This is a genomic window from Pseudomonas sp. NPDC096925 (genome assembly GCF_044762545.1).
Lineage (GTDB): Bacteria > Pseudomonadota > Gammaproteobacteria > Pseudomonadales > Pseudomonadaceae > Aquipseudomonas.
In genome coordinates, this window is the sequence record NZ_JBIWEM010000004.1 from 70,697 (window position 1) to 90,307 (window position 19,611).

Below are 19,611 nucleotides of genomic sequence, written 5' to 3' on the forward strand. Positions count from 1 at the left end.
TGTACGGCCTGGCCTCAGCGGCTGCGCAGGGCGCCAGCAGTGGCCGGGGAGGCATGCAGCCAGCCGGCCAGCAGGCGGGTGGACAGGGGGATGAACAGGTAGACCATCACCGGTGTCAGGCCCAGGGTGCTGAGCAGTACCCGAGGCACCAGGTCCAGTGCTGCCAGCCAGTGGCCGAACACCAGGTTGAACACCAGTGAAACCGGGAAGAAGGCCAGCCAGATGGCCACGGCCTGCTTCCAACGCGGCGGTTTTTGCACCATATTGGTGCCAAACCAGTCGTCGATGCCGCTCACGCGCGCCTCTTTGGGGCGTTCGAACAGGCCGTTGCCGCGTTGCAACCAGGCTCGGCGCGAGGCGGAATGCTCCCAGGCATGCAGGGTCGGTTCGTCGCTGAAGCGGAAGATGATCTGGAACTCGTCGCTATCGCGGGGTGGCGCGAGGATGCCCGAGCCAAGGTAGCCGGGGAAGTCGGTGGCCAGCTGTTCGCCTTCATGCAGCCAGGCCAGCAGGTCCTGGTAGCGGCCATGGGCGGCGCGGCGCGACACCATCAGGGTGACGGGTGGGGTAGACATCGTGTATCTCCTGGCAACGGGGCTGGCGGGTAACCGGCCCCTTTGGCTGCGTGGCCCGGGGTGTTGGGCGACGCAGGCATACATGCAAGAATCGGGCGCGGATTATCGCCCATGTGCGATGCTCGGTAACTGTCAGCTGGCAAACGGTCGCGGCCCAGCGTCTGGTATTGTCGTAGTAAACTAGGTGTTCAACTTGCGCACACAGGGTACCCCGTGCAGATGAACGAACAGGGACGTAGTCCGGTAATCGATGCGGGCCTCGCGCAGCAGGACCTGTTTCCGATCCGTGAAGTTTCCCGCCTGACCGGCGTCAACGCCGTGACCTTGCGTGCCTGGGAGCGCCGCCATGGCCTGATCCAGCCAACTCGCACCGACAGTGGCCACCGCCTGTATTCCCAGGCCGACATCGATGACATCCGCCGCATCCTTGGCTGGCTGGAGCGTGGTGTGGCGGTGAGCAAGGTCGCCAGCATCCTCGCGCGCGGCCATGCCCTGGCCGGGCAGGCAGGTGGCGCGACGGACACCTGGGTGCGCTGGCAGCAGCAGATTCGCCAGGCGCTGCAATGTTTTGACGTGGCCGGCCTGGACCGCCTGTTCGACGAGGTGTTTGCCGCCTGCACCCTGGACCAGGTATTCAGCGAAGTGTTCATGCCGGTATGGCATGACCTGGCGGTCGGGAAAGGTGGCTACGGGCAGGTCAGCGAGTGGTTGTTCCTCGATCAGTTCCTGCGTGGCCGGGTGTTAGCCCGCTTGCAACTTGCCCGTGCACCGCGCAGCCGCAGGGTGCTGCTGGCGCCGTTGCCGGGGCAGTGCCACGAGCTGGAATTGCTGGTGACCAGCCTGACTCTGGGCAGCGATGAAGTTGGCGTGACGCCACTGGCGAGCGGGCAGCCGCTGGCGGAACTGGCACTGGTCTGCGAGCGCTTGAAGCCGGATGCCCTGGTGCTGTTTTCCCACCAGTCGCCCACGATGGAACTCACCCGGCGCCTGACGCGCCTGGTGGCAGGGCTGGAGTGCCCGTTGTTACTGGCGGGTGAAGCGGCGGAACTGGCACAGGACAGCCTGGCTGGCAGCCCGATCGCCTGCCTGGGCGCGCAGGGCGGCGTGATGCGCCAGCGTTTGCGGCAGTTTCTGGCCGGTCAGCTCGATACCTGAGTGTGAAGCTCGGGGTGGGCGCGGCGATGGGCCTGGAGGATATAGTCGCGCAGGCGTTCGATCTCTTCGGTGGGGCTTTGGCTAAGGTCGTAGGCGGCCAGGTCCTGGCCGATGCGCCGGCCCAGCACGCCATGCAGTTCGATGGGAGGGATGCCGCCAGGGGCAAAGCGCAGTTCGAAGCGGGCTGGTGCCGCTGGCAGGCCACGGACTTCCAGCAATGTACCCTTGAACGAGATATCGCGAACCCACAGGCCGCTTTCCTGCCCATGGGTATCGAGCAGTGCACTCGGCTGCTCCATCGACAGGCGCCAGGGGCGCAGCATGGGGCCGTCCTCGTAGATTTCCGGTGAGCCCAGTTGCAGGTGCAGGGCGTGGAACTCGTCCTCCACCAGTTGCAGCGGGAAGCTGATCTGCTGGTTGTTGAACTGGGCCTGCAAGGTTACCTGCTCGTTGGCCACCAGGCGGGTGAGCAAGCTCTGAATGCGGCGGTCGCCATTGACCAGCAGGCTCGACATGGGGTCAGCCAGGTTCAACTGTGGCGAATGCTGCATGTTCTGTATGAAATCCAGTTCGTCCTGGGTCAGGAGCGCTTCTGCTTGCATGATCGAACTCGGTGGTGGCGATTTCTTCAACGGAATTGACCGTGCGTGACGTACTTGGTTCAGGCGCGTTCGTCGGGTTTCGGACGAACGCGCAGTTCGGCCAGTTCCCGCTCCAGTTCGACCTGGCGAGTGACGTCTTTCTGGATACCGATGAAGTAGGTGCGCTGTTCAGCGTCGTGCCTTACCGGGGTGATCGACAGCTCGTTCCAGAAGGCGCTGCCATCCTTGCGGTAGTTGCGCAGCACTTCGCGGCACGGGCGGCCTTCGGCCAGGGCCTTGCGGATGCGGGCGCGGCCAAGCTGGTCACGGTCGTCGGCCTGCAGGAAGCGGCAATCCTGGTAGAGGATTTCGTCACGGCTGTAGCCGGTCAGGCGTTCGAAGGCGGCGTTCACGTAGATGAGGATGGTGTCGTCGCCTTCCTGTTCGGCGACCACGATGCCGTCATTGGACGCATCGACCATGGATTGCAGCAGTTGCGCGTTGATCATGTTCGGGCCATTGAGTAAACAAGGGTGCGAAGCAGGCTGAGGATGGTGACTTTGGTAGAGGCGGCCTTTTGCCAGCGCCGGATGCTAGTATCCTACGTTTTCACTCAGTTTCGGAATCCTCTACCCGATGAAAGTCGCCATTATTTCCGGATCGGTCTACGGCACCGCCGAAGAAGTCGCCCGTCACGCTGAAACGCTGCTCAAGGCTGCGGGCCTGGAGGCCTGGCATGCGGCGCGCGCTACCTTGCAGGACCTTGAAGGTTTTGCCCCCGATGCCTTGCTGGCTGTGACCTCGACCACAGGCATGGGCGAGCTGCCGGACAACCTCATGCCGTTGTACAGCAGCATTCGCGATACCCTGCCCGCGGCCTGGCGTGGCCTGCCGGGTGCGGTGATTGCGCTGGGCGACTCCAGCTATGGCGATACCTATTGTGGTGGTGGCGAGCAGATGCGCGAGCTGTTCGCCGAACTGGGCGTGCGGGAAGTGCAACCGATGCTGCGCCTGGATGCCAGCGAGACGGTGACCCCGGAGGCGGATGCAGAGCCTTGGTTGGCTGAGTTGGTGAGTACACTTAAAGCCTGACGGTTATTTTTCGCCTGTACCGGCCGCTTCGCGGGTGAACCCGCTCCCACAGGTACTGCACAGATTTCAGCGGCTGTGGTGTTCCTATGGGAGCGGTTTTACCCGCGAAGAGGCCAGCAAGGGCAACTCATTCCTTGCTGTCGAGCACCGGCCACTCGTTCACCAACGCCAACCACGCCTGCGCCGCCCGTGACAGGTACGCCCCACGCCGCCAGATGAACGCGATATCCCAACGCAAATCCTCTGGCGAGCGCAGCGGCAAACGCACCACCCCGGGGCGTTCCAGCGCTTTCGCCACCACACGGGGCAGCAACACCACGCCCTGGCCCGCCGCCACCAGCGCCGCGAGGAAGTCCGCCTGGCCACTGCGCCCGCCTTCTTTCGGGGTGAAACCCTGCTGCTGGCACGCCTTCAGCAATCGGTCATTGAGCACGAAGCTGCGCTGGTAAAGCAGGAACGGGGTATCGGCCAGCTGCTGCAGGTCCACCCTGTCCTCGCCCGCCAGCGCGTGGCCGACCGGCAGCAGGGCGTCCAGCGGTTCGTTGCAGAACGGCTGGTAGTCGAACGCCTCGTCACTGGGCGTCAGGCTACCACCCAGTTCCAGTTCGCCACTCCTGACCGCCTGTTCGATGTTGCGGCTGCCGCCTTCGAGCAACTGGATCGCGATGTTCGGGTGACGCCGCCGATACTCGGCGAACAACCCGGCAAACAGTGCGTCGCTGCCCAGCATCGGCAAGCCCAGGCGCAGTTCGCCGCGGCCCATCTGGCTGAGGTCGTCCAGTTCGCTGAGCAGCGCCTGACGTTGGCGCAGCAAGGCTTCGCCTCGCTCCAGCACAATGCGTCCGGCAGCGGTCAGGTGTAGCTGCGAGGCCTGGCGCTCCAGCAGCGGCTGGCCCACATCTTGCTCCAGCTGGGCCACCTGTTTGCTCACTGCCGACTGGCTGATGTGCAAGGTCTGCGCCGCCTGGGTGAAACCGCCGCGGTGGACCACTTCGATAAAGCTGCGCAGCTGTTTGAATTCCATGATCGCAATTCCATTCTGGAATGGTGTTCAGTCTAACAATTCGCTTCTGGCCTAGGCAGCCGAATCTTAAAATGAGGGCCTGTCGAGGATCCCCCCATGAAACCTGCGTTATTGAAAAAAGCCCTGCGCCTGCTTGTCGAGCTGGCGATCCTCTGTGCCCTGTTCCTGCTCGGCGGCCAGCTTGCCACCTGGCTGGGCTGGCCGATTCCCGGCGGCGTGATGGGCCTGGCACTGCTGCTGTTGCTGTTCGCCTCGGGTGTGCTCAAGCCGGCCATGCTGCAACTGGGCGCCGGCTGGCTGATGGCTGAGATGCTGTTGTTCTTCATCCCGGCGCTGATGAGCCTGCTCGATTACGGCGCCCTGATCCGTGCCGAGGGCTGGCGCATCTTGCTGGTGATTGCCGTGAGCACCCTGATGGTAATGGTGGTGACCGCGTTGACCGTGGAACTGGTGTGCCGCTGGAGGTTGCGCCATGAGCCTTGAACCCATGCCGCTGTTCTGGCTGGCCCTGACCTTGCTGGCCTACCTGGGCAGCCGCTGGTTGTACCGGCGCAGCGGGCGCTACCTGCTGTCGCCGCTGATCCTCGTGCCGGTACTGTTGCTGGCGGTGGCCGTGCCGCTGCACACCGCCTATGCCGAGTACGCCCGCAACACCCACTGGCTGATGAGTGTGCTTGGCCCGGTGACCGTGGCCTTCGCGGTGCCGATCTGGCAGCAACGGGCCATGCTGGCGCGCCACTGGCCGGCACTGATGGTGGGCATGGTCGCTGGCAGCAGTGCTTCGATCGCCAGTTCCTGGGGGTTGGCTCATATGTTGGCGCTGGACAGTGCGACCAGCCTGTCGCTGGTGCCGCGTTCGATCACCACGCCCTTTGCCATGCCATTGGCCCATGACCTGGGTGGCGTACCGGAACTGACGGCGGTGTTCGTGATGTTCACTGGTGTGCTGGGTGCCATGTTCGGCGGCGTGCTGCTGCGCTGGTTGCCGTTGCGCACGCCGCTGGCACGGGGCGCGCTGTTTGGTGTCGGTGCCCATGGCGCCGGGGTCAGCCGGGCACAGGAGGTGGGCCGCGAGGAAGGCTCGGTGGCCGGCCTGGTCATGGTCCTGACCGGGCTGCTCAACCTGTTCGCGGCACCGCTGCTGGCCATGCTGCTCTGACCGTTCGTGCCACTGACTCGCCAAGTCATCAAGCTGGCTGGCAACGCAAGTTCCAGCCCATGGGCTGCTGGCTAGACTCAGCCTCGACATAGAGAGCACATGTAAGTGCCGAGGTGACATGCAATGACCGCAGCCTTGCTCTATTCCGCCAACACCACTTCACCGGGACCGTTCTGATGCCTATGGCCGAAATTCCATTGTGCGTCTGGCGTACCCGGGGACAGAGTTTCGATTTCCGGGGCCAGAGCATCCGCTACTGGACCGCAGGGCAAGGAGAGCCCCTGCTTCTGTTGCACGGTTTCCCCACCGCCAGTTGGGATTGGCACTACCTGTGGGGGCCTCTGGCCCAGCGCTTCCGGGTTATCGCCTGCGACATGCTTGGCTTTGGCGATTCGGCCAAACCGGTCGATCACGTCTACAGCCTGATGGAGCAGGCCGACCTGCAGCAGGCCTTGCTCGCCGAGCTGAGGGTCGACCAGCCGGTGCATCTGCTGGCCCACGATTACGGCGGCAGTGTGGCCCAGGAACTGCTGGCGCGGCATCATGAACAGCGCGCCAGTATTGCCAGCTGCGCGTTCCTCAACAGCGGGTTGTTCCCCGAAAGCTGCCGCATGCTGCTGATCCAGAAGCTGCTGCTCAGCCGCCTGGGCTGGCTGGTAGGGCGCTCGTTCGGGCGCGACGACCTGGTGCGCAACGTGACCCAGGTCTACGGCCCTTGCTCCCACCCCAGTGAAAGCGTGCTGGATGACTTCTGGAGCCTGATCACCGCCAACCGTGGCACGCGCATCCTGCACAAGCTGGTGGGATACGTGCCGGAGCGCAGGTTGCACCGCGACCGCTGGGTTGGCGCGATGCAGCATGAAGGCGTGCCGCTGCGCTTCATCAATGGCATGGTCGACCCGCTGTCCGGCGCGCACATGGTGGAGCGCTACCGGCAACTGGTGCCGGAGCCGGACACCGTGCAGTTGCAGGGCATCGGCCATTACCCGCATACCGAAGCGCCGGTGCAGGTGCTGCGCCATTACCTGGCCTTTCGTGAACAACCGCCGAGCTATCACCAGCAGAAAGTGGCGTGGTACTGACAGGGCCTCATCGCCGGCAAGCCGGCCCCATAACCATCGCGCTGCGTTATTGCCAGGCATTCAGCCTGCGTGAGCTTGATTGTTCACCCGCCGCTGGCGGCGGACACTCGGCTGACCTGAATCTGCCTGGAGCCATAAGCATGAGCGAGCCTGTCCGTCTGCAAGATCGCGTGGTGATCGTCACCGGAGCCGGCGGCGGCCTGGGCCGCGCCCATGCGCTGCTGTTTGCTGCGCGTGGCGCCCGGGTAGTGGTCAACGACCTCGGCGGCTCCACCCATGGTGAAGGTGCCAGCGCCTCCGCTGCCGACCGGGTGGTAGAGGAGATTCGTGCAGCCGGTGGCCATGCCATTGCCAACCATGATTCGGTCAGCCACGGCGCGCGTATTGTCGAGCAGGCCCTGGACAGCTTCGGCCGGGTCGATGTGCTGGTGAACAATGCCGGCATCCTGCGTGACAAGACCTTCCACAAGATGGAGGACAGCGACTGGGAGCAGGTCTACCAGGTGCATGTCGAGGGGGCTTACAAGGTCACCCGCGCCGCCTGGCCGCACATGCGCGAGCAGAACTGGGGGCGGGTGATCTTCACCGCTTCCACGTCCGGCATCTACGGCAACTTCGGCCAGGCCAACTACGGCATGGCCAAGCTGGGCCTGTATGGGCTGACGCGTACTTTGGCAATCGAAGGGCGCAAGCATGGCATCCTGGTCAATGCCATCGCTCCCACGGGTGGCACCCGCATGACCGAAGGGCTGATCCCGCCCCAGGTGTTCGAGCGGCTCAAGCCTGAGCTGGTCAGCCCACTGGTGGTGTACCTGGGCAGCGAACAGTGCCAGGGCAGCGGTGAGCTGTTCGAAGTGGGCGGCGGCTGGGTGGGCAAGGTGCGGTGGGAGCGCAGCTTGGGGGTAGGCTTCGATCCGCGTGAAGGCTTTACCCCGGAGCAGGTGGCGGAGAACTGGGCACGGATTGGCGACTTCGACGGGGCGGTGCACCCTCAGGACAGCTTGCAGGCGTTGCAGCAGATGATGGCGAACTTGCAGAAGTATCCGCTGGGCTGAGCTTTGTACTACCTGTGTTGGCCTCTTCGCGGGTAAACCCGCTCCCACAGAGATATCACTACCCCAGAGGCTTGTGGTGTACCTGTGGGAGCGGGTTTACCCGCGAAGAGGCCAGCACGGGCGAAGAATTTTTCAGGGCAGATAAAAAAGGCCGCTGCAAGCCGCAGCGGCCAATCGAGACGTCAGATCAAGGAGCTTCAAAATCTACGTCGGTGAACCTCGCAGGCCTGAAAGGCGGGGGGGAGAGCCCTTCATGCCGGCCAGTGAGTTAAGAATAAGCGCCTGATCCTGTAGGAAAAATAGCCGCTTATGACATTCACCTTTACGTATCGGGCAATAGTGCCGCAGGCGCTCAACCTGCGGGCGAATAGCCCATGCGCCAGCTGGTTTCCCGCGCTGCCGCCAGCAGCCGTTGCGCCGCCGGGCCATGCTCGTCGGCATGGAAGATCGACGTAGGCCCGACCACGGTCATCACCGCAGCGATCTGCCCCATGGCATTGAACACCGGTGCCGACAGCGCATCCACGCCCGGCATCAACAGCCCGTGTACATGGTGCAGGCCACGTTCACGAATGCCCGCCAGTACCGCCTGGTAGTCGGCGGCGCTGTGCTGCAGGGCGGCCAGTTCCCGGTCACGCAACTCCACGGTCTCGCGCTCGGGCAGGTAGGCGGCGAACACCAGCCCGGTAGACGACGTGAGCAGCGGCAGTACCGAGCCGATCTGCGTTACCACGGTGACCGCGCGCACTGCCGGCTCGATGCTGACCACTGTCGCGCCCTGGTTGCCCCATACGGCAACGAAGCAGCTTTCGTTCAGTTCATCGCGCAGTTGCGACAATGGCAGCGCGGCAATCTTCAGCACATCGATGCTGCCCAGCGCCGCCAGCCCTACCCGCAGTGCCTCGCGCCCCAGGCCGTAATGGTTGGTGGCCGCATCCTGCTCGGCAAAACCGCTGGCGATCAATGCCTGCAGGTAACGGTGCACCTTGCTCGCCGGCATCTGCACATGTTCTGCCAGGCGCGACAGGGAGGTGGACGGAGAGAGCTCGGCAAGGGCCTTGAGGATGTCGGTGCCGACCTCCGCCGAGCGGACTTTCTGCTTGCCGTTGTCGGCGGGGGAGCTGGCTTTGGCCATGGACATCTTCTTCCGGATTCTTCGAGTCGCGCCTTTATAGCTTGACGCATTGTCCGTAGCAAATTACGTTATTCGTAATCTGATTACGATAAAAACAATGCAGACGCGCTGCCACCCCGCCCCGGGCCAGCAGCCAGCTGCCAGCAACGGCTCGGCCAGAGCCCGGAGGCATCGATGAATCGCGATACGTCACCCGACCTTCACTACCTCAGCGGCTTCGGCAACGAGTTTGCCAGCGAAGCGCTGCCGGGGGCCTTGCCGGTCGGGCAGAATTCGCCGCAGAAGGCGCCCTATGGGCTGTATGCCGAGTTGCTCTCGGGCACGGCGTTCACCATGACCCGCAGCGAGCAGCGCCGCACCTGGCTGTACCGTATTCGCCCGTCTGCCTTGCACCCGCGTTTCGAGCGCCTGGCGCGCCAGCCGCTGACCGGCCCGCTGGGGGCCATCACCCCCAACCGCCTGCGCTGGAACCCCCAGCCGATCCCCGCCGAGCCTACCGACTTCATCGAAGGCTGGCTGCCCATGGTGGCCAACGCCGCCGCGCAAAAACCGGCCGGAGTAAGCATCTACATCTACCGCGCCAACCGCTCAATGGAACGGGTGTTCTTCAACGCCGACGGTGAACTGCTGCTGGTGCCGGAACAGGGCCGCCTGCGCATCGCCACCGAACTGGGGGTGATGGAGGTCGAGCCGCTGGAAATTGCGGTGATCCCGCGTGGCATGAAGTTCCGCGTCGAACTGCTCGACGGCCAGGCCCGTGGCTACATTGCCGAAAACCACGGCGCGCCGCTGCGCATCCCGGACCTGGGCCCGATCGGCAGCAACGGTCTGGCCAACCCGCGCGACTTCCTCACCCCGGTGGCGCACTACGAAGAGGCCGATGGCCCGGTGCAACTGGTGCAGAAGTTTCTTGGCGAACACTGGGCCTGCGAACTGCAGCACTCGCCACTGGACGTGGTCGCCTGGCACGGCAGCAACGTGCCGTACAAGTACGACCTGCGCCGCTTCAACACCATCGGCACGGTCAGCTTCGACCACCCGGACCCGTCGATCTTCACCGTGCTGACCTCGCCGACCAGCGTGCATGGCCTGGCCAACATGGACTTCGTGATCTTCCCGCCACGCTGGATGGTGGCCGAAAACACCTTCCGTCCACCATGGTTCCACCGCAACCTGATGAACGAGTTCATGGGCCTGATCAACGGTGCCTACGACGCCAAGGCCGAGGGCTTCGTGCCGGGCGGTGCCTCGCTGCACGGGGTGATGAGCGCCCATGGCCCCGACGCCGAAACCTGCGAAAAGGCTATTGCCGCCGACCTGGCGCCGCACAAGATCGACAACACCATGGCCTTCATGTTCGAGACCAGCCAAGTGCTGCGCCCGAGCCTGCAAGCCCTTGAATGCCCGCAGTTGCAGGCCGACTACGATAGTTGCTGGGCCACCTTGCCGAGCACCTTCAACCCGAACCGGAGATAACCATGAACCAGACCGCCATTGCCCGTAGCTGGGTCGAGCACGCCAACGGGCACAGCGACTTCCCGCTGCAGAACCTGCCGTTGGGCATCTTCAGCCGGCCGGGTGAAGCCAGGCGCTGTGGCGTGGCCATCGGCGACGCGATCCTCGACCTGGAGGCGGTGCTTGCCGCCGGCCTGTTCGACGGTGCCGCCAAGGCCGCCGTCGAGGCCACCCGTGGTGGGGCGTTGAACGCATTCTTCGCCCTCGGCCGCGGTGCCCGTGTTGCCCTGCGCGAGCGCCTGCTGGTGCTGCTGGGCGAGCACAGCGAACACCAGGCGGCGCTGCAGGCTGCACTGTATCCGGCCAGCGCTTGCCAGCTGCATGTACCGGCGCAGATCGGTGACTACACCGACTTCTACGTGGGCATCGAGCACGCCAAGAACGTGGGCAAGCTGTTCCGCCCCGACAACCCGCTGCTGCCCAACTACAAGTACGTGCCGATCGGTTATCACGGCCGCGCCTCGACCATTCGCCCGTCCGGCACCGATGTACGCCGGCCCAAGGGCCAGACCCTGCCGGCCGGGCACACCGAGCCGAGCTTCGGCCCCTGCGCGCGCCTGGACTATGAACTGGAACTGGGCATCTGGATCGGTCAGGGCAATGACATGGGCCAGGCGATTCCGGTAGGCGATGCCGCCGAGCACGTGGCCGGCCTGTGCCTGCTCAACGACTGGTCGGCGCGCGATATCCAGGCCTGGGAATACCAGCCGCTGGGCCCGTTCCTGTCCAAGAGTTTCATCACCACCGTCTCGCCCTGGGTGGTCACCGCCGAAGCGCTGGAGCCGTTCCGCTGTGCCCAGCCGGCACGCCCGGAAGGCGACCCGCAGCCACTGTCGTATCTGCTGGACAAGCGCGACCAGGCCGCCGGTGCATACGATATCGAGCTGGAGGTGCTGCTGCTGACCGAGCGCATGCGCGAGCAGGGCCTTGCCCCGCACCGCCTGACCTTGAGCAACACCCGCAGCATGTACTGGACCGTGGCGCAGTTGGTCGCGCACCACAGCGTCAACGGCTGCCAGCTGCAACCGGGCGACCTGTTCGGTTCGGGCACGCTGTCGGGCGCCACGCCAGGTTCGTTCGGCAGCCTGCTGGAGATCACCGAAGGCGGCAAGCACCCGGTGGAGCTGGCCAGCGGCGAGGTGCGCAAGTTCCTCGAAGACGGCGACGAGATCATCCTGCGTGCCCGCTGTGCGCGTGATGGTGTGGCCAGCATCGGCTTCGGCGAATGCCGTGGCACGGTCATCGCGGCCAACTGAGGAGGCAGGGGCATGGAGCTGTACACCTATTACCGTTCCACCTCGTCCTACCGGGTGCGCATTGCCCTGGCACTGAAGGGGCTGGCCTACCAGTCCCTGCCGGTCAACCTGCTGCAGGGTGAGCAGCGTGGTGCAGGCTATGTCGCCGTCAACCCGCAGGGCCGCGTGCCGGCCTTGCGCACTGACGGCGGTGAGCTGCTGGTGCAGTCGCCGGCGATCATCGAGTACCTGGAAGAGGTTTATCCACAGCCCGCGCTGCTGCCTGCCACGGCCGAGGCGCGCGCCAAGGTGCGGGGCGTGGCGGCGATCATCGGCTGCGACATCCATCCATTGCACAACGTCAGCGTGCTCAACCGGCTGCGTCAGGCCGGCCAGGACGAGAGCCAGGTCAACCAGTGGATCGGCCACTGGATCAGCCAGGGGCTGGCGGCAGTGGAGCAACTGATTGGCGATCACGGCTTCTGCTTCGGTGATGAGCCGGGCCTGGCGGATGTCTACCTGATCCCGCAGTTGTACGCGGCCGAACGCTTCAACATCGACCTCGACAGCTTCCCGCGCATCCTGCGGGTTGCCGCCCTGGCGGCCGGTCACCCGGCGTTCGCCCAGGCCCACCCCGCACAGCAGCCGGACAGCCCGGCTCAGTGAATGGAACGGTTCGCCGCCGGAAGCTTACCGATACGTTCGGACAGCTTCAGGCGCTGGACCGGGTCTTCCGTCAGCAGTAACGCATGCTCCAGGTCGAAGCGCTCGGCCTGCGGGCAATCCAGGTGCTGGTAGAGCGAGGCACGGGTCACGTAGTCGCTGACCTGTACCGGCCCCAGTTGCATGACTCGCTCGGCATCGATCAGCGCCGCCAGGTGGTCGTCGTTGCTCATGTGTAACTGGCGCAGGTTGCGCGAAAGGCGTTGCAGCATCTGCTGCGGGCTGGCGCTGCGCATGTGCTCGGCAGTCAGCGCTACCTGCGGGCCGAACTGGCGCGCCAGCAGCTCACGGCAATCGTTAGGGTACAGGCGCCGGCCACCACAGGGGTCGAGCAGGTGATCGGCACCTGGTACGCGCAGCAGGAAATGGCCGGGGAAGCCGACGCCCTCAAGGGGGATGGAGAGGCGCCAGGCCAGTTCCAGGGCGAGGATGGCCAGGGTCAGCGGTTGGCCACGGCGGCGCTGCAGCACCTTGTCCATCATCGCGGCATGCGGGCGCAGCGGGTGGTATTCATCCTGCTGGAAGCCCAGGGCAGTGAGTTGGCGCAGCAGTGGCTGGGCCAGTTCGCACAGCGGCAGCATCGGCAGGTTGGCGCTGATCTCGCGCTGCAGGTCATGCAGCTTGGCAAGGCTGGCCGCGGGCTCGACGCTGGGGTCGTGCTCGGCGGCAATCCACAATGCGGCTTCCAGCAAGGCGACGGGCTCGCGTTCCAGGCAGGCCAGGCAGGCTTGACGTGGCTTCATGGGGCTTCTCCACACACGCTTGAGTATTAGCCGCGGCGCGCGGTTTCGTCCAGTGGTCCGGCGGCGGCGCCAGCCCAAGGGCCGTGCCTATACTGGAAGGAGCACCTCGTAGGGGAGCCTGTCGATGTTCGCGCTGATGCAAAGCACCCGTACCCAGTCGTTGCACTTGTTCACCCACCCGCCCACCGGCCTGAAGGCCGTGGTGGTGATCCACAGCGAGCAGCTGGGCCCGGCCATGGGCGGCTGCCGCTACCTGCCTTACGCCGATGATGAAAGCGCCATGACCGACGCCATTCGCCTGGCCCAGGGCATGAGCTACAAGGCGGCGCTGGCCGGCCTGCCACTGGGGGGCGGCAAGGCGGTGATCATGCGCAACCCGCATGTGGAAAACCGTGCTGCGCTGTTCGAGGCCTTTGGCCGCTTCATCGACACCTTGCAAGGGCGCTTCATCATCGCCGTGGACAGTGGCACCTCGACCCTGGACATGGACTGCATTGCCCAGAGTACTCCGCATGTGACCAGCACCACGGCCTCGGGTGACCCCTCACCGCATGCGGCGATGGGGGTTTTTGCCGGCATTCGTGCGACCACTTCGTTCCGCCTTGGCAGTGATGACCTGCAAGGGCTGCGGGTGGCGGTGCAAGGGCTGGGCAATGTCGGTTATGCGCTGGCGGAGCAACTGCATGCGGCGGGTGCGGACCTGCTGGTGAGTGATCTGGACCCTGGGCGGGTGCGGCTGGCGGTGGAGCAGTTCAATGCCCATCCGGTGACCAACGATGCGTTGATCAGCACCCCTTGCGACATCTTTGCCCCTTGCGGCGTGGGGCCGGTGTTGAACGGGCAGAGCGTGATGCAGTTGCGTTGCGCGGCAGTGGCGGGGGCGGCGAACAACCAGTTGACCACCTTGCAGGTAGCCGACCAGCTGGAGTCGCGCGGGATACTGTATGCACCCGACTACGTGATCAATGCCGGTGGGTTGATCTATGTGGCGCTCAAGCATCGTGGCGAAGACCTGGGCACCATCACTGCGCACCTGGCGCGGATACCTTCGCGGCTGACCGAAGTGTTTGGCCATGCGCAGGCAGAGAAGCGCTCGCCGGCACGGGTGGCGCAGATGCTGGCGGAGCGGTTGCTCTACGGCTGAAGGTTGATACCGGCTTTGCTGGCCTCTTCGCGGGCACGCCCGCTCTCATGGAGTTGCACATAACTCATTGAATTAGCAGGGACTCTGTGGGAGCGGCTTTAGCCGCGAACACCGGCGCAGCCGGTGCCATGCACCGCGTTGGATTCTTCGCGGCTAAAGCCGCTCCCACAGGAATACCTCCAGCCCAGCGCTTGTGCCGTACCTGCTGGAGCGGCCAGTGCAGGCAATTACTCGGCCGCTGGCGCTTCGAGCAACTCGGCCAACGCATCCGGCTGGCTCTTGAACGCCCGGGCGAATACATCGCGGTTCCTGGCCATGTAGATACCGGCTTCCTCGACCTGCTGCTCGGTCAGCGAGGGCACTGCCTTGTGCAGTACTTCGGCCAGGCGCTCGGCCAGTTCGAGCATCTTGTCGTGACGGTCTGCTTCGGCCTTATCCATGAACAAGCGCTCCGGGTCGCGGCTGCTGCGGTACACCACTTCGACGGCCATTCATCACCTCTATGCCTTTTGCTGGGTTGACACTGTATCCATATACAGTAATGGCAATGTTGATTGGTTCGCAAGCAGAAATTGTAGCGTGGCGCAAAGGGCTTACTGCTTCATGCCCAACTCAGCATCATCCATCAGCGCCTTGGCCATCGCGCTCAAGTAGTGCGCAGCCCAGATCATCATCGGTTTCTCGTCCATCAGGCCGGTGATGGTCAGTTCGCGTACATAGCCCATCAGCTCTGAGGACTGCTCGCGGGCGTCCCGGCAAGGGATGCCTGGCTCGATGCGGAAGAGTGGGTGGGTGCCGTTTTCACCTTGGAAGAAGGTGGTTTTGCCGACGGTGAATTGGGTGTCTTCTGTGGTCATTTTTGAATCCCCTGAAAATTCTCGACTGCCTGGACGGGCCCTTTCGCGGGTGAACCCGCTCCCACAGGTACTGCATCTACCTCAGGGCCTGTGGAGATCCTGTGGGAGCGGGTTTACCCGCGAAGAGGCCAGCCCAGACAACGCAACACTCAAACCTCAGTGCAAAGTCCGAGGCTCAGCGGGCCTCTGCACCTGAACTAGTGCCGACTCAAGCAAAGCCCGCAACGTCTCCAGCTCATGCATTGAGGTCATCATCAAAATCGATGCTGGCGACTTGGGCTGAAGCAACAAGGCCTGATGCACCACGGTGGCTGCGCACAACGCATAGTCCGTAGCCTGGATCAGGGTGTCTTCAAGGGAATGGGGGGTGTGGGGTGGATCGGGGACTACTTTCAGCATGATGAAGGCCTGTTCAAGTTTGGGCCACCACCTCCTGCTGTCAAACAGGAAGGCGGCAGCTGTGCATGGGTTGACAGACCGGTGAACAGAACCAAAAGCCGGCGCACACGAGGTGCCCCATGACAGCTGCCATAAAGGCAAAGCCATGTGGTTAGTTCAGGGCGGCCTGTCAAAGCCGGTCGCTGTTTGGCAGCGACGATCCGAGACTAGTGCTCATCCCCGAACACCACAATGGCAGGGAGTATCTTTGGGAAATGCCCTACAAGGAAGGGGTTAAATCTGATTTTTCCCAGCACAGGGCCGTGTTTCTGGCAACTTGCCACGCCTCAAGGTGCCTTGCGGCAATCGGTCGCCTTCCAAGGCAGGGGCCTGGCCCTTTAACTGCATGGCACAAGCGTCACAGCGGTGACGCATCATCCTTCAAGACGTATCGGGGAATGGAACATCGTGAACATCAAATGGGCAGAAAAGCTGCGCAAGGGCCTGCACGGCTCGGCCGACTCGCTGGGCAACCTGTGCGTCGAGGCATTCCATTACCTGGCACTGTTCGGCATCGGCGCGATCACCGCCTATGCGGCGGTGATGACGTTCATGGACATGCTCGGCAAGGGTGGGGTCAGTGTCGATGACATCCTGCTGCTGTTCATCTACCTGGAACTGGGGGCGATGGTCGGTATCTACTTCAAGACCAACCACATGCCGATCCGCTTCCTGCTGTACGTGGCCATCACTGCGCTGACCCGCCTGCTGATCGGCGACGTCTCGCACCACAAGGCGCCGGACGCAGGGCTGTTGTACGTGTGCGGTGGCATCCTGTTGCTGGCGTTCGCGATCCTGGTGGTGCGCTACGCCTCTTACCGCTACCCCTCGACCAAGGCGCTGGATGCCAGCGGCAAGGAAGTGGAGGAGGGCAAGTAGCCCTCAGGTGGCCATGAAGTGGCGCGGCTCGTGGCGTGCATCGCGGGTCAATGCGGCCAGCACCTGCATGGGGTTCTGGCTGAGTTCGATGGCCAGGCCCAGGCGGATGCTGTCGATTACCCGCTGCAGGCGCACCGGGTCATTGCGCTGGGCCTGGGTGATGAGGCGCTTGGCGACCACGCCGGCGTCGTCGGACAGGGTCAGCATGATGCTGCCGTCGAGGTTTGCAATACTCAGGTTGACCCGGTATTCGGGGGCGAATGCAGCACTGATTCGTTCGAATGGGTTGCTCATGGTCTTGCTTCTGCGCTGAATGGATGCAGCAGTTGACCGGGAGTATCGCCGGTTGGTTCAGCGCCAGCGATCGATACAAACGAAAACGCCCGGCATCAGGCCGGGCGTTTTGCATTGCCGATCAGGCGTCCGGATCACTCAGCTCCAGGGCGCCGCGCTTGCTGCGCAGTTTGCCGTAGAAGTGTTCCAGCGCGTGGTTGAGCTTGGCGGCGGCACCGTCGACCGCCTGGTCCAGCGAAGTGGCGGTGTGGGTCACCGAAATCGGTTGATGGCCTTTGGGGCGAGCCTCCATCTGGCAGCGTTTGTCATGCGGTCCGGGCTTGGCGCCGTTCTCGTCGCGCAGGTGAACCTCGATGCGGGTGAGGTCGTCCTCGTAACGTTCCAGCGAGTTCTGCAGTGTGCTGCGGACCCACTGGTCGAGCCGGGCATTGCCTTCGAAATGGTTGCTGCTGTTGACCTGGATTTGCATGATTCAATCCTTATTCAGCTTGCTCGCATGGAGACGCGCCTAGGCCTTTGAGACCCTTGGTATTTCTGCGTCTCTTGACTCTAAGGTCAGGCAATGGCGTGACGAATTCAAGCCCTTTTTGAAAATAAATTTCTTGTTGCATTCAAGGCGACAGGCGGCGCATCGCTCGGCCTTTGCTTATGAGAATTGAAATCATTATTATTGCAGCCCCGTAAACGCCCGGACCTTCGCCATGACGCGCAAAACCGCCGGCCTCTCGCTCAGCTATCGCATGGCCGTGACCTCACGCAGCCTGGCCGCGCTGCTGGGCGGCTACCTGCTGGCGTCCATGGCCAGCGTCTGTATTGCCCTGGTAGCGCCACTGCCACAGGTCGATGCCACGCTCACCGGTCTGCTGCTGTCATTCGTCTTCTACCTGCTGGCGTTCATCTGGTGCTTCGCCTGCCGCAGCGCTTTGCGCGCCTGGCTGGGCGTGCTGGCGCCAAGCGTGCTGCTGGGGGTGATCAGCGGGTTGGCCTACTGGATGAAAACCCCATGAAAGAAGGCTTCCGCCAGGCCATGGCCTGGCTGCACACCTGGACCGGACTGATCTTCGGCTGGCTGTTGTTCGCCATCTTCCTCACCGGCACGCTGTCGTATTTCAAGGAAGAAATTACCCACTGGTCGCAGCCCGAAGTGCGCAGCCATGCACTGGACCCAATCCATAGCCTGGAGGTGGTCCAGCGTTACCTGCAGGACAACGCCGGGCACTCGGGCACCTGGCTGATCCGCATGCCCAACGCACGCGAGGCCGCCTTGAGCGTGGGCTATCGCGACCCCAATGGCGGGCCGCGCGGCTTCGCCAGCAAGACCCTCGATACCCAGAGCGGCCAGCCGGTCGAGGCACGCGACAGTCGCGGTGGCGAGTTCTTCTACCGCTTCCACTTCCAGTTGCAGATGCCTCACCCCTTCGGCCGCTGGCTGTCGACGTTCTGTGCCTTCATCATGCTGCTGGGCCTGGTCACCGGCATCATCACCCACAAGAAGATCTTCAAGGAGTTCTTCACCTTCCGCCCCGGCAAGGGCCAGCGCTCCTGGCTGGACGGGCACAACGCCATCGGCGTGCTGGTGCTGCCGTTCCATCTGATGATCAGCTACAGCAGCCTGGTGCTGTTCATGTACCTGGTGATGCCGGCCGGCATCATGGCCAGCTACGGCAATGACACCGGCAAGTACTTCAACGACCTGTTCGGCCGTAACGATGCGCCCAAGGCGGCCCATGTGGCCGCGCCGCTGGTACCGTTGCCGAGCCTGTATGCCAAGGTGCAGGACCTGCAACCGGGCGCGCGTATCGGCCGTATCCAGGTGGACAATGCCGGCGACAGCAATGCCCGCGTCACCTTCACTCAGTCTGCGGCCGACCATGTGGCCTACCGGCGCAGCGCCAACTGGACCTTCGATGGTGCCAGTGGTGCGCTGCTGAGCCAGGGCAAGCCGGAGAGCGGGGCGATGATGACCGCCTTCAGCTTTGCCGGCCTGCACATGGGCAACTTCGCCGGGCCCTGGCTGCGCTGGCTGTACTTCTTCTTTGGCGTGGCCGGTACTGCGGTGATCGGTACCGGGTTGGTGATGTGGCTGGGCAAGCGCCAGCTCAAGCATGCCAGGAGCGAACGGCTGCCGGGTGGACTGCGCCTGGTCGAAGTGCTCAATATCGCCAGCATGAGCGGCCTGCTGCTGGCCGTGGCGGGCTTCTTCTGGGCCAACCGCCTGATCCCCATGGGCGTCGAAGGCCGGGCCGACTGGGAGGTCAATGCCTTTTTCATCACCTGGGGCCTTTCGCTGGTGCATGCCGTGCTGCGCAGCGGGCGCCGGGCCTGGGGCGAGCAACTGGTACTCGGCGCGCTGGCCTTCGCCTTGCTGCCGCTGCTCAATGGCCTGACCACCGGCCAGGGCTTGAACCATTCGCTGCAGGCGGGTGACTGGGCCATGGCCGGCTTCGACCTGACCGCGCTAGGCACCGGCCTGTTCCTGGCCTGGCTGGCCGGCAAGATGTTGCGCAGCCCCAAGCCAGTGGCCAAGCGCGCCCCTCGTGCAGCAAAAAAACCGAGCACTGAAACGGCGGAGGCAAGCTGATGCTGGGTAATGCACTGATCGCCTTCGCAGGCTTCGTTGCCCTGTGCCTGGCCATGGAGAAACATTTCACCGACCTGCTCGGGCGCAAGCCGCGCCCGGGGCAGTTGCGCCTGTTGCGCAGCGCCGGCTGGCTGCTGCTGGTGCTTTCGCTGCTGCTCAGCGTGCACCTGCGCGGCATGGCCCATGGCCTGGTGGAGTGGACTGCAGTGCTGATGGCCGGGGTGACCCTGTGGGTGTTCGGCCTGCCATACCAGCCCCGCCTGCTGCTGGGCCTGGCGGCCGCCAGCGTGGTGCTGGGGCCGTTGCTGGCCGTGTTCGCCGAGTGACCCGGTGAGCGAGCCGGG

At 64.1% G+C, this 19,611-nt stretch carries 25 protein-coding genes; 14 read left to right on the forward strand and 11 right to left on the reverse strand.

Going from position 1 to position 19,611, the window contains the following annotated elements; genetic code table 11:
- Positions 1–14 precede the first annotated feature (14 nt).
- A complete protein-coding gene (locus tag ACIQYU_RS14090; protein WP_087503172.1) occupies positions 15–575 on the reverse strand; it encodes an antibiotic biosynthesis monooxygenase in 561 nt (186 codons plus the stop codon).
- 219 nt (positions 576–794) lie between these two features.
- Here ACIQYU_RS14090 and ACIQYU_RS14095 point away from each other — a divergent pair, with 219 nt between their 5' ends.
- Complete coding sequence (locus ACIQYU_RS14095) at positions 795–1,730, forward strand: MerR family transcriptional regulator (protein ID WP_233687073.1); 936 nt, start codon at positions 795–797, stop codon at positions 1,728–1,730.
- Here the strand turns inward: ACIQYU_RS14095 and ACIQYU_RS14100 are convergent.
- Positions 1,715–2,332: a hypothetical protein gene (locus ACIQYU_RS14100; RefSeq protein WP_207836457.1), complete on the reverse strand. Its 618-nt coding sequence runs from the start codon at positions 2,330–2,332 to the stop codon at positions 1,715–1,717. The two genes, ACIQYU_RS14095 and ACIQYU_RS14100, sit on opposite strands and share 16 nt — an antisense overlap.
- Before the next feature lie 59 nt (positions 2,333–2,391).
- Complete coding sequence (locus tag ACIQYU_RS14105) at positions 2,392–2,820, reverse strand: PAS domain S-box protein (protein WP_207836446.1); 429 nt, start codon at positions 2,818–2,820, stop codon at positions 2,392–2,394.
- 127 nt (positions 2,821–2,947) lie between these two features.
- Between ACIQYU_RS14105 and ACIQYU_RS14110 the strand changes: the two genes are divergently transcribed.
- Positions 2,948–3,403 (forward strand): flavodoxin, encoded by a 456-nt coding sequence (locus ACIQYU_RS14110; RefSeq protein WP_207836421.1) that lies wholly within the window; start codon positions 2,948–2,950, stop codon positions 3,401–3,403.
- A gap of 127 nt (positions 3,404–3,530) precedes the next feature.
- Here ACIQYU_RS14110 and ACIQYU_RS14115 read toward each other — a convergent pair whose 3' ends face one another.
- Positions 3,531–4,427, reverse strand: coding sequence for a LysR family transcriptional regulator (locus ACIQYU_RS14115; protein ID WP_207836419.1), 897 nt, complete (start codon positions 4,425–4,427; stop codon positions 3,531–3,533).
- Positions 4,428–4,523: 96 nt separating this feature from the next.
- Between ACIQYU_RS14115 and ACIQYU_RS14120 the strand changes: the two genes are divergently transcribed.
- The 4 genes from ACIQYU_RS14120 to ACIQYU_RS14135 all read left to right on the forward strand — a co-directional run bounded on the left by ACIQYU_RS14120 (position 4,524) and on the right by ACIQYU_RS14135 (position 7,723).
- Positions 4,524–4,910 (forward strand): CidA/LrgA family protein, encoded by a 387-nt coding sequence (locus ACIQYU_RS14120; RefSeq protein ID WP_207836417.1) that lies wholly within the window; start codon positions 4,524–4,526, stop codon positions 4,908–4,910.
- Positions 4,900–5,586, forward strand: coding sequence for an LrgB family protein (locus ACIQYU_RS14125; protein ID WP_024087732.1), 687 nt, complete (start codon positions 4,900–4,902; stop codon positions 5,584–5,586). Before ACIQYU_RS14120 ends, ACIQYU_RS14125 begins: the two co-directional genes overlap by 11 nt.
- Before the next feature lie 176 nt (positions 5,587–5,762).
- Complete coding sequence (locus ACIQYU_RS14130) at positions 5,763–6,668, forward strand: alpha/beta fold hydrolase (RefSeq protein WP_207836415.1); 906 nt, start codon at positions 5,763–5,765, stop codon at positions 6,666–6,668.
- Positions 6,669–6,808: 140 nt separating this feature from the next.
- The gene (locus ACIQYU_RS14135) at positions 6,809–7,723 is read left to right on the forward strand and encodes an SDR family oxidoreductase (protein WP_207836413.1); all 915 of its coding nucleotides are present in this window, start codon (positions 6,809–6,811) and stop codon (positions 7,721–7,723) included.
- A gap of 352 nt (positions 7,724–8,075) precedes the next feature.
- On the opposite strand, the gene ACIQYU_RS14140 is transcribed toward ACIQYU_RS14135, so the two are convergent.
- On the reverse strand, positions 8,076–8,858 hold the full coding sequence (locus tag ACIQYU_RS14140; protein WP_063913376.1) for an IclR family transcriptional regulator: 783 nt from the start codon (positions 8,856–8,858) through the stop codon (positions 8,076–8,078).
- Positions 8,859–9,032: 174 nt separating this feature from the next.
- On the opposite strand from ACIQYU_RS14140, the gene hmgA reads away from it, so the two are divergent.
- From hmgA to maiA, 3 genes are read left to right on the forward strand one after another with little or no spacing between them, the layout of a single operon-like run.
- A complete protein-coding gene (hmgA, locus tag ACIQYU_RS14145; protein WP_207836411.1) occupies positions 9,033–10,334 on the forward strand; it encodes a homogentisate 1,2-dioxygenase in 1,302 nt (433 codons plus the stop codon).
- A gap of 2 nt (positions 10,335–10,336) precedes the next feature.
- Positions 10,337–11,629, forward strand: coding sequence for a fumarylacetoacetase (gene fahA / locus ACIQYU_RS14150; RefSeq protein ID WP_207836409.1), 1,293 nt, complete (start codon positions 10,337–10,339; stop codon positions 11,627–11,629).
- 12 nt (positions 11,630–11,641) lie between these two features.
- Positions 11,642–12,274: a maleylacetoacetate isomerase gene (maiA, locus tag ACIQYU_RS14155; protein ID WP_207836406.1), complete on the forward strand. Its 633-nt coding sequence runs from the start codon at positions 11,642–11,644 to the stop codon at positions 12,272–12,274.
- Here maiA and ACIQYU_RS14160 read toward each other — a convergent pair.
- The gene (locus ACIQYU_RS14160; RefSeq protein ID WP_207836398.1) at positions 12,268–13,074 is read right to left on the reverse strand and encodes a SirB1 family protein; all 807 of its coding nucleotides are present in this window, start codon (positions 13,072–13,074) and stop codon (positions 12,268–12,270) included. The two genes, maiA and ACIQYU_RS14160, sit on opposite strands and share 7 nt — an antisense overlap.
- A 124-nt stretch (positions 13,075–13,198) precedes the next feature.
- On the opposite strand from ACIQYU_RS14160, the gene ACIQYU_RS14165 reads away from it, so the two are divergent.
- Positions 13,199–14,218 carry a Glu/Leu/Phe/Val dehydrogenase gene (locus ACIQYU_RS14165; protein WP_207836396.1) on the forward strand — a complete coding sequence of 340 codons (1,020 nt, stop codon included), beginning with the start codon at positions 13,199–13,201 and terminating at the stop codon, positions 14,216–14,218.
- 227 nt (positions 14,219–14,445) lie between these two features.
- Here ACIQYU_RS14165 and ACIQYU_RS14170 read toward each other — a convergent pair whose 3' ends face one another.
- The 3 genes from ACIQYU_RS14170 to ACIQYU_RS14180 all read right to left on the reverse strand — a co-directional run bounded on the left by ACIQYU_RS14170 (position 14,446) and on the right by ACIQYU_RS14180 (position 15,474).
- On the reverse strand, positions 14,446–14,709 hold the full coding sequence (locus tag ACIQYU_RS14170) for a YebG family protein (protein ID WP_063913370.1): 264 nt from the start codon (positions 14,707–14,709) through the stop codon (positions 14,446–14,448).
- A 102-nt stretch (positions 14,710–14,811) separates the two neighbouring features.
- A complete protein-coding gene (locus tag ACIQYU_RS14175) occupies positions 14,812–15,075 on the reverse strand; it encodes a DUF3077 domain-containing protein (protein WP_063913369.1) in 264 nt (87 codons plus the stop codon).
- Positions 15,076–15,231: 156 nt separating this feature from the next.
- Complete coding sequence (locus ACIQYU_RS14180) at positions 15,232–15,474, reverse strand: hypothetical protein (protein WP_233687072.1); 243 nt, start codon at positions 15,472–15,474, stop codon at positions 15,232–15,234.
- 447 nt (positions 15,475–15,921) lie between these two features.
- Here ACIQYU_RS14180 and ACIQYU_RS14185 point away from each other — a divergent pair, with 447 nt between their 5' ends.
- Positions 15,922–16,392: a phosphate-starvation-inducible protein PsiE gene (locus ACIQYU_RS14185; protein ID WP_087500522.1), complete on the forward strand. Its 471-nt coding sequence runs from the start codon at positions 15,922–15,924 to the stop codon at positions 16,390–16,392.
- Between the two features lie 3 nt (positions 16,393–16,395).
- Here ACIQYU_RS14185 and ACIQYU_RS14190 read toward each other — a convergent pair whose 3' ends face one another.
- Positions 16,396–16,686 (reverse strand): DUF3509 domain-containing protein, encoded by a 291-nt coding sequence (locus ACIQYU_RS14190; RefSeq protein ID WP_207836394.1) that lies wholly within the window; start codon positions 16,684–16,686, stop codon positions 16,396–16,398.
- Between the two features lie 121 nt (positions 16,687–16,807).
- Positions 16,808–17,155, reverse strand: coding sequence for an HPF/RaiA family ribosome-associated protein (locus ACIQYU_RS14195; RefSeq protein ID WP_063913366.1), 348 nt, complete (start codon positions 17,153–17,155; stop codon positions 16,808–16,810).
- Positions 17,156–17,387: 232 nt separating this feature from the next.
- On the opposite strand from ACIQYU_RS14195, the gene ACIQYU_RS14200 reads away from it, so the two are divergent.
- Genes ACIQYU_RS14200 through ACIQYU_RS14210 form a run of 3 tightly spaced genes read left to right on the forward strand, consistent with a single transcriptional unit; the run spans position 17,388 to position 19,593 of the window.
- Positions 17,388–17,693 (forward strand): DUF3649 domain-containing protein, encoded by a 306-nt coding sequence (locus tag ACIQYU_RS14200; RefSeq protein ID WP_207836392.1) that lies wholly within the window; start codon positions 17,388–17,390, stop codon positions 17,691–17,693.
- A complete protein-coding gene (locus ACIQYU_RS14205; RefSeq protein ID WP_402800476.1) occupies positions 17,690–19,267 on the forward strand; it encodes a PepSY-associated TM helix domain-containing protein in 1,578 nt (525 codons plus the stop codon). Before ACIQYU_RS14200 ends, ACIQYU_RS14205 begins: the two co-directional genes overlap by 4 nt.
- Entirely contained in the window at positions 19,267–19,593 is a 327-nt protein-coding gene (locus ACIQYU_RS14210) for a DUF3325 domain-containing protein (protein WP_207836388.1), read from the forward strand. The genes ACIQYU_RS14205 and ACIQYU_RS14210 overlap by 1 nt, the downstream gene beginning before the upstream one ends.
- The last annotated feature ends 18 nt before the right edge of the window (positions 19,594–19,611 follow it).

Excerpts from the sequence above, each read along its gene's own strand:
- ACIQYU_RS14115 (WP_207836419.1), bottom strand. The coding sequence starts at position 4,427 with ATGGAATTCAAACAGCTGCGCAGCTTTATCGAAGTGGTCCACCGCGGC.
- ACIQYU_RS14135 (WP_207836413.1), top strand. The coding sequence starts at position 6,809 with ATGAGCGAGCCTGTCCGTCTGCAAGATCGCGTGGTGATCGTCACCGGA.
- ACIQYU_RS14125 (WP_024087732.1), top strand. The coding sequence starts at position 4,900 with ATGAGCCTTGAACCCATGCCGCTGTTCTGGCTGGCCCTGACCTTGCTG.
- ACIQYU_RS14195 (WP_063913366.1), bottom strand. The coding sequence starts at position 17,155 with ATGCAAATCCAGGTCAACAGCAGCAACCATTTCGAAGGCAATGCCCGG.
- ACIQYU_RS14110 (WP_207836421.1), top strand. The coding sequence starts at position 2,948 with ATGAAAGTCGCCATTATTTCCGGATCGGTCTACGGCACCGCCGAAGAA.
- ACIQYU_RS14190 (WP_207836394.1), bottom strand. The coding sequence starts at position 16,686 with ATGAGCAACCCATTCGAACGAATCAGTGCTGCATTCGCCCCCGAATAC.
- ACIQYU_RS14090 (WP_087503172.1), bottom strand. The coding sequence starts at position 575 with ATGTCTACCCCACCCGTCACCCTGATGGTGTCGCGCCGCGCCGCCCAT.
- ACIQYU_RS14105 (WP_207836446.1), bottom strand. The coding sequence starts at position 2,820 with ATGATCAACGCGCAACTGCTGCAATCCATGGTCGATGCGTCCAATGAC.
- ACIQYU_RS14210 (WP_207836388.1), top strand. The coding sequence starts at position 19,267 with ATGCTGGGTAATGCACTGATCGCCTTCGCAGGCTTCGTTGCCCTGTGC.
- ACIQYU_RS14130 (WP_207836415.1), top strand. The coding sequence starts at position 5,763 with ATGCCTATGGCCGAAATTCCATTGTGCGTCTGGCGTACCCGGGGACAG.
- fahA (WP_207836409.1), top strand. The coding sequence starts at position 10,337 with ATGAACCAGACCGCCATTGCCCGTAGCTGGGTCGAGCACGCCAACGGG.
- ACIQYU_RS14180 (WP_233687072.1), bottom strand. The coding sequence starts at position 15,474 with ATGCTGAAAGTAGTCCCCGATCCACCCCACACCCCCCATTCCCTTGAA.
- ACIQYU_RS14170 (WP_063913370.1), bottom strand. The coding sequence starts at position 14,709 with ATGGCCGTCGAAGTGGTGTACCGCAGCAGCCGCGACCCGGAGCGCTTG.
- ACIQYU_RS14165 (WP_207836396.1), top strand. The coding sequence starts at position 13,199 with ATGTTCGCGCTGATGCAAAGCACCCGTACCCAGTCGTTGCACTTGTTC.
- ACIQYU_RS14205 (WP_402800476.1), top strand. The coding sequence starts at position 17,690 with ATGAAAGAAGGCTTCCGCCAGGCCATGGCCTGGCTGCACACCTGGACC.
- ACIQYU_RS14100 (WP_207836457.1), bottom strand. The coding sequence starts at position 2,332 with ATGCAAGCAGAAGCGCTCCTGACCCAGGACGAACTGGATTTCATACAG.
- maiA (WP_207836406.1), top strand. The coding sequence starts at position 11,642 with ATGGAGCTGTACACCTATTACCGTTCCACCTCGTCCTACCGGGTGCGC.
- ACIQYU_RS14120 (WP_207836417.1), top strand. The coding sequence starts at position 4,524 with ATGAAACCTGCGTTATTGAAAAAAGCCCTGCGCCTGCTTGTCGAGCTG.
- ACIQYU_RS14175 (WP_063913369.1), bottom strand. The coding sequence starts at position 15,075 with ATGACCACAGAAGACACCCAATTCACCGTCGGCAAAACCACCTTCTTC.
- ACIQYU_RS14095 (WP_233687073.1), top strand. The coding sequence starts at position 795 with ATGAACGAACAGGGACGTAGTCCGGTAATCGATGCGGGCCTCGCGCAG.
- ACIQYU_RS14200 (WP_207836392.1), top strand. The coding sequence starts at position 17,388 with ATGACGCGCAAAACCGCCGGCCTCTCGCTCAGCTATCGCATGGCCGTG.
- hmgA (WP_207836411.1), top strand. The coding sequence starts at position 9,033 with ATGAATCGCGATACGTCACCCGACCTTCACTACCTCAGCGGCTTCGGC.
- ACIQYU_RS14140 (WP_063913376.1), bottom strand. The coding sequence starts at position 8,858 with ATGGCCAAAGCCAGCTCCCCCGCCGACAACGGCAAGCAGAAAGTCCGC.
- ACIQYU_RS14160 (WP_207836398.1), bottom strand. The coding sequence starts at position 13,074 with ATGAAGCCACGTCAAGCCTGCCTGGCCTGCCTGGAACGCGAGCCCGTC.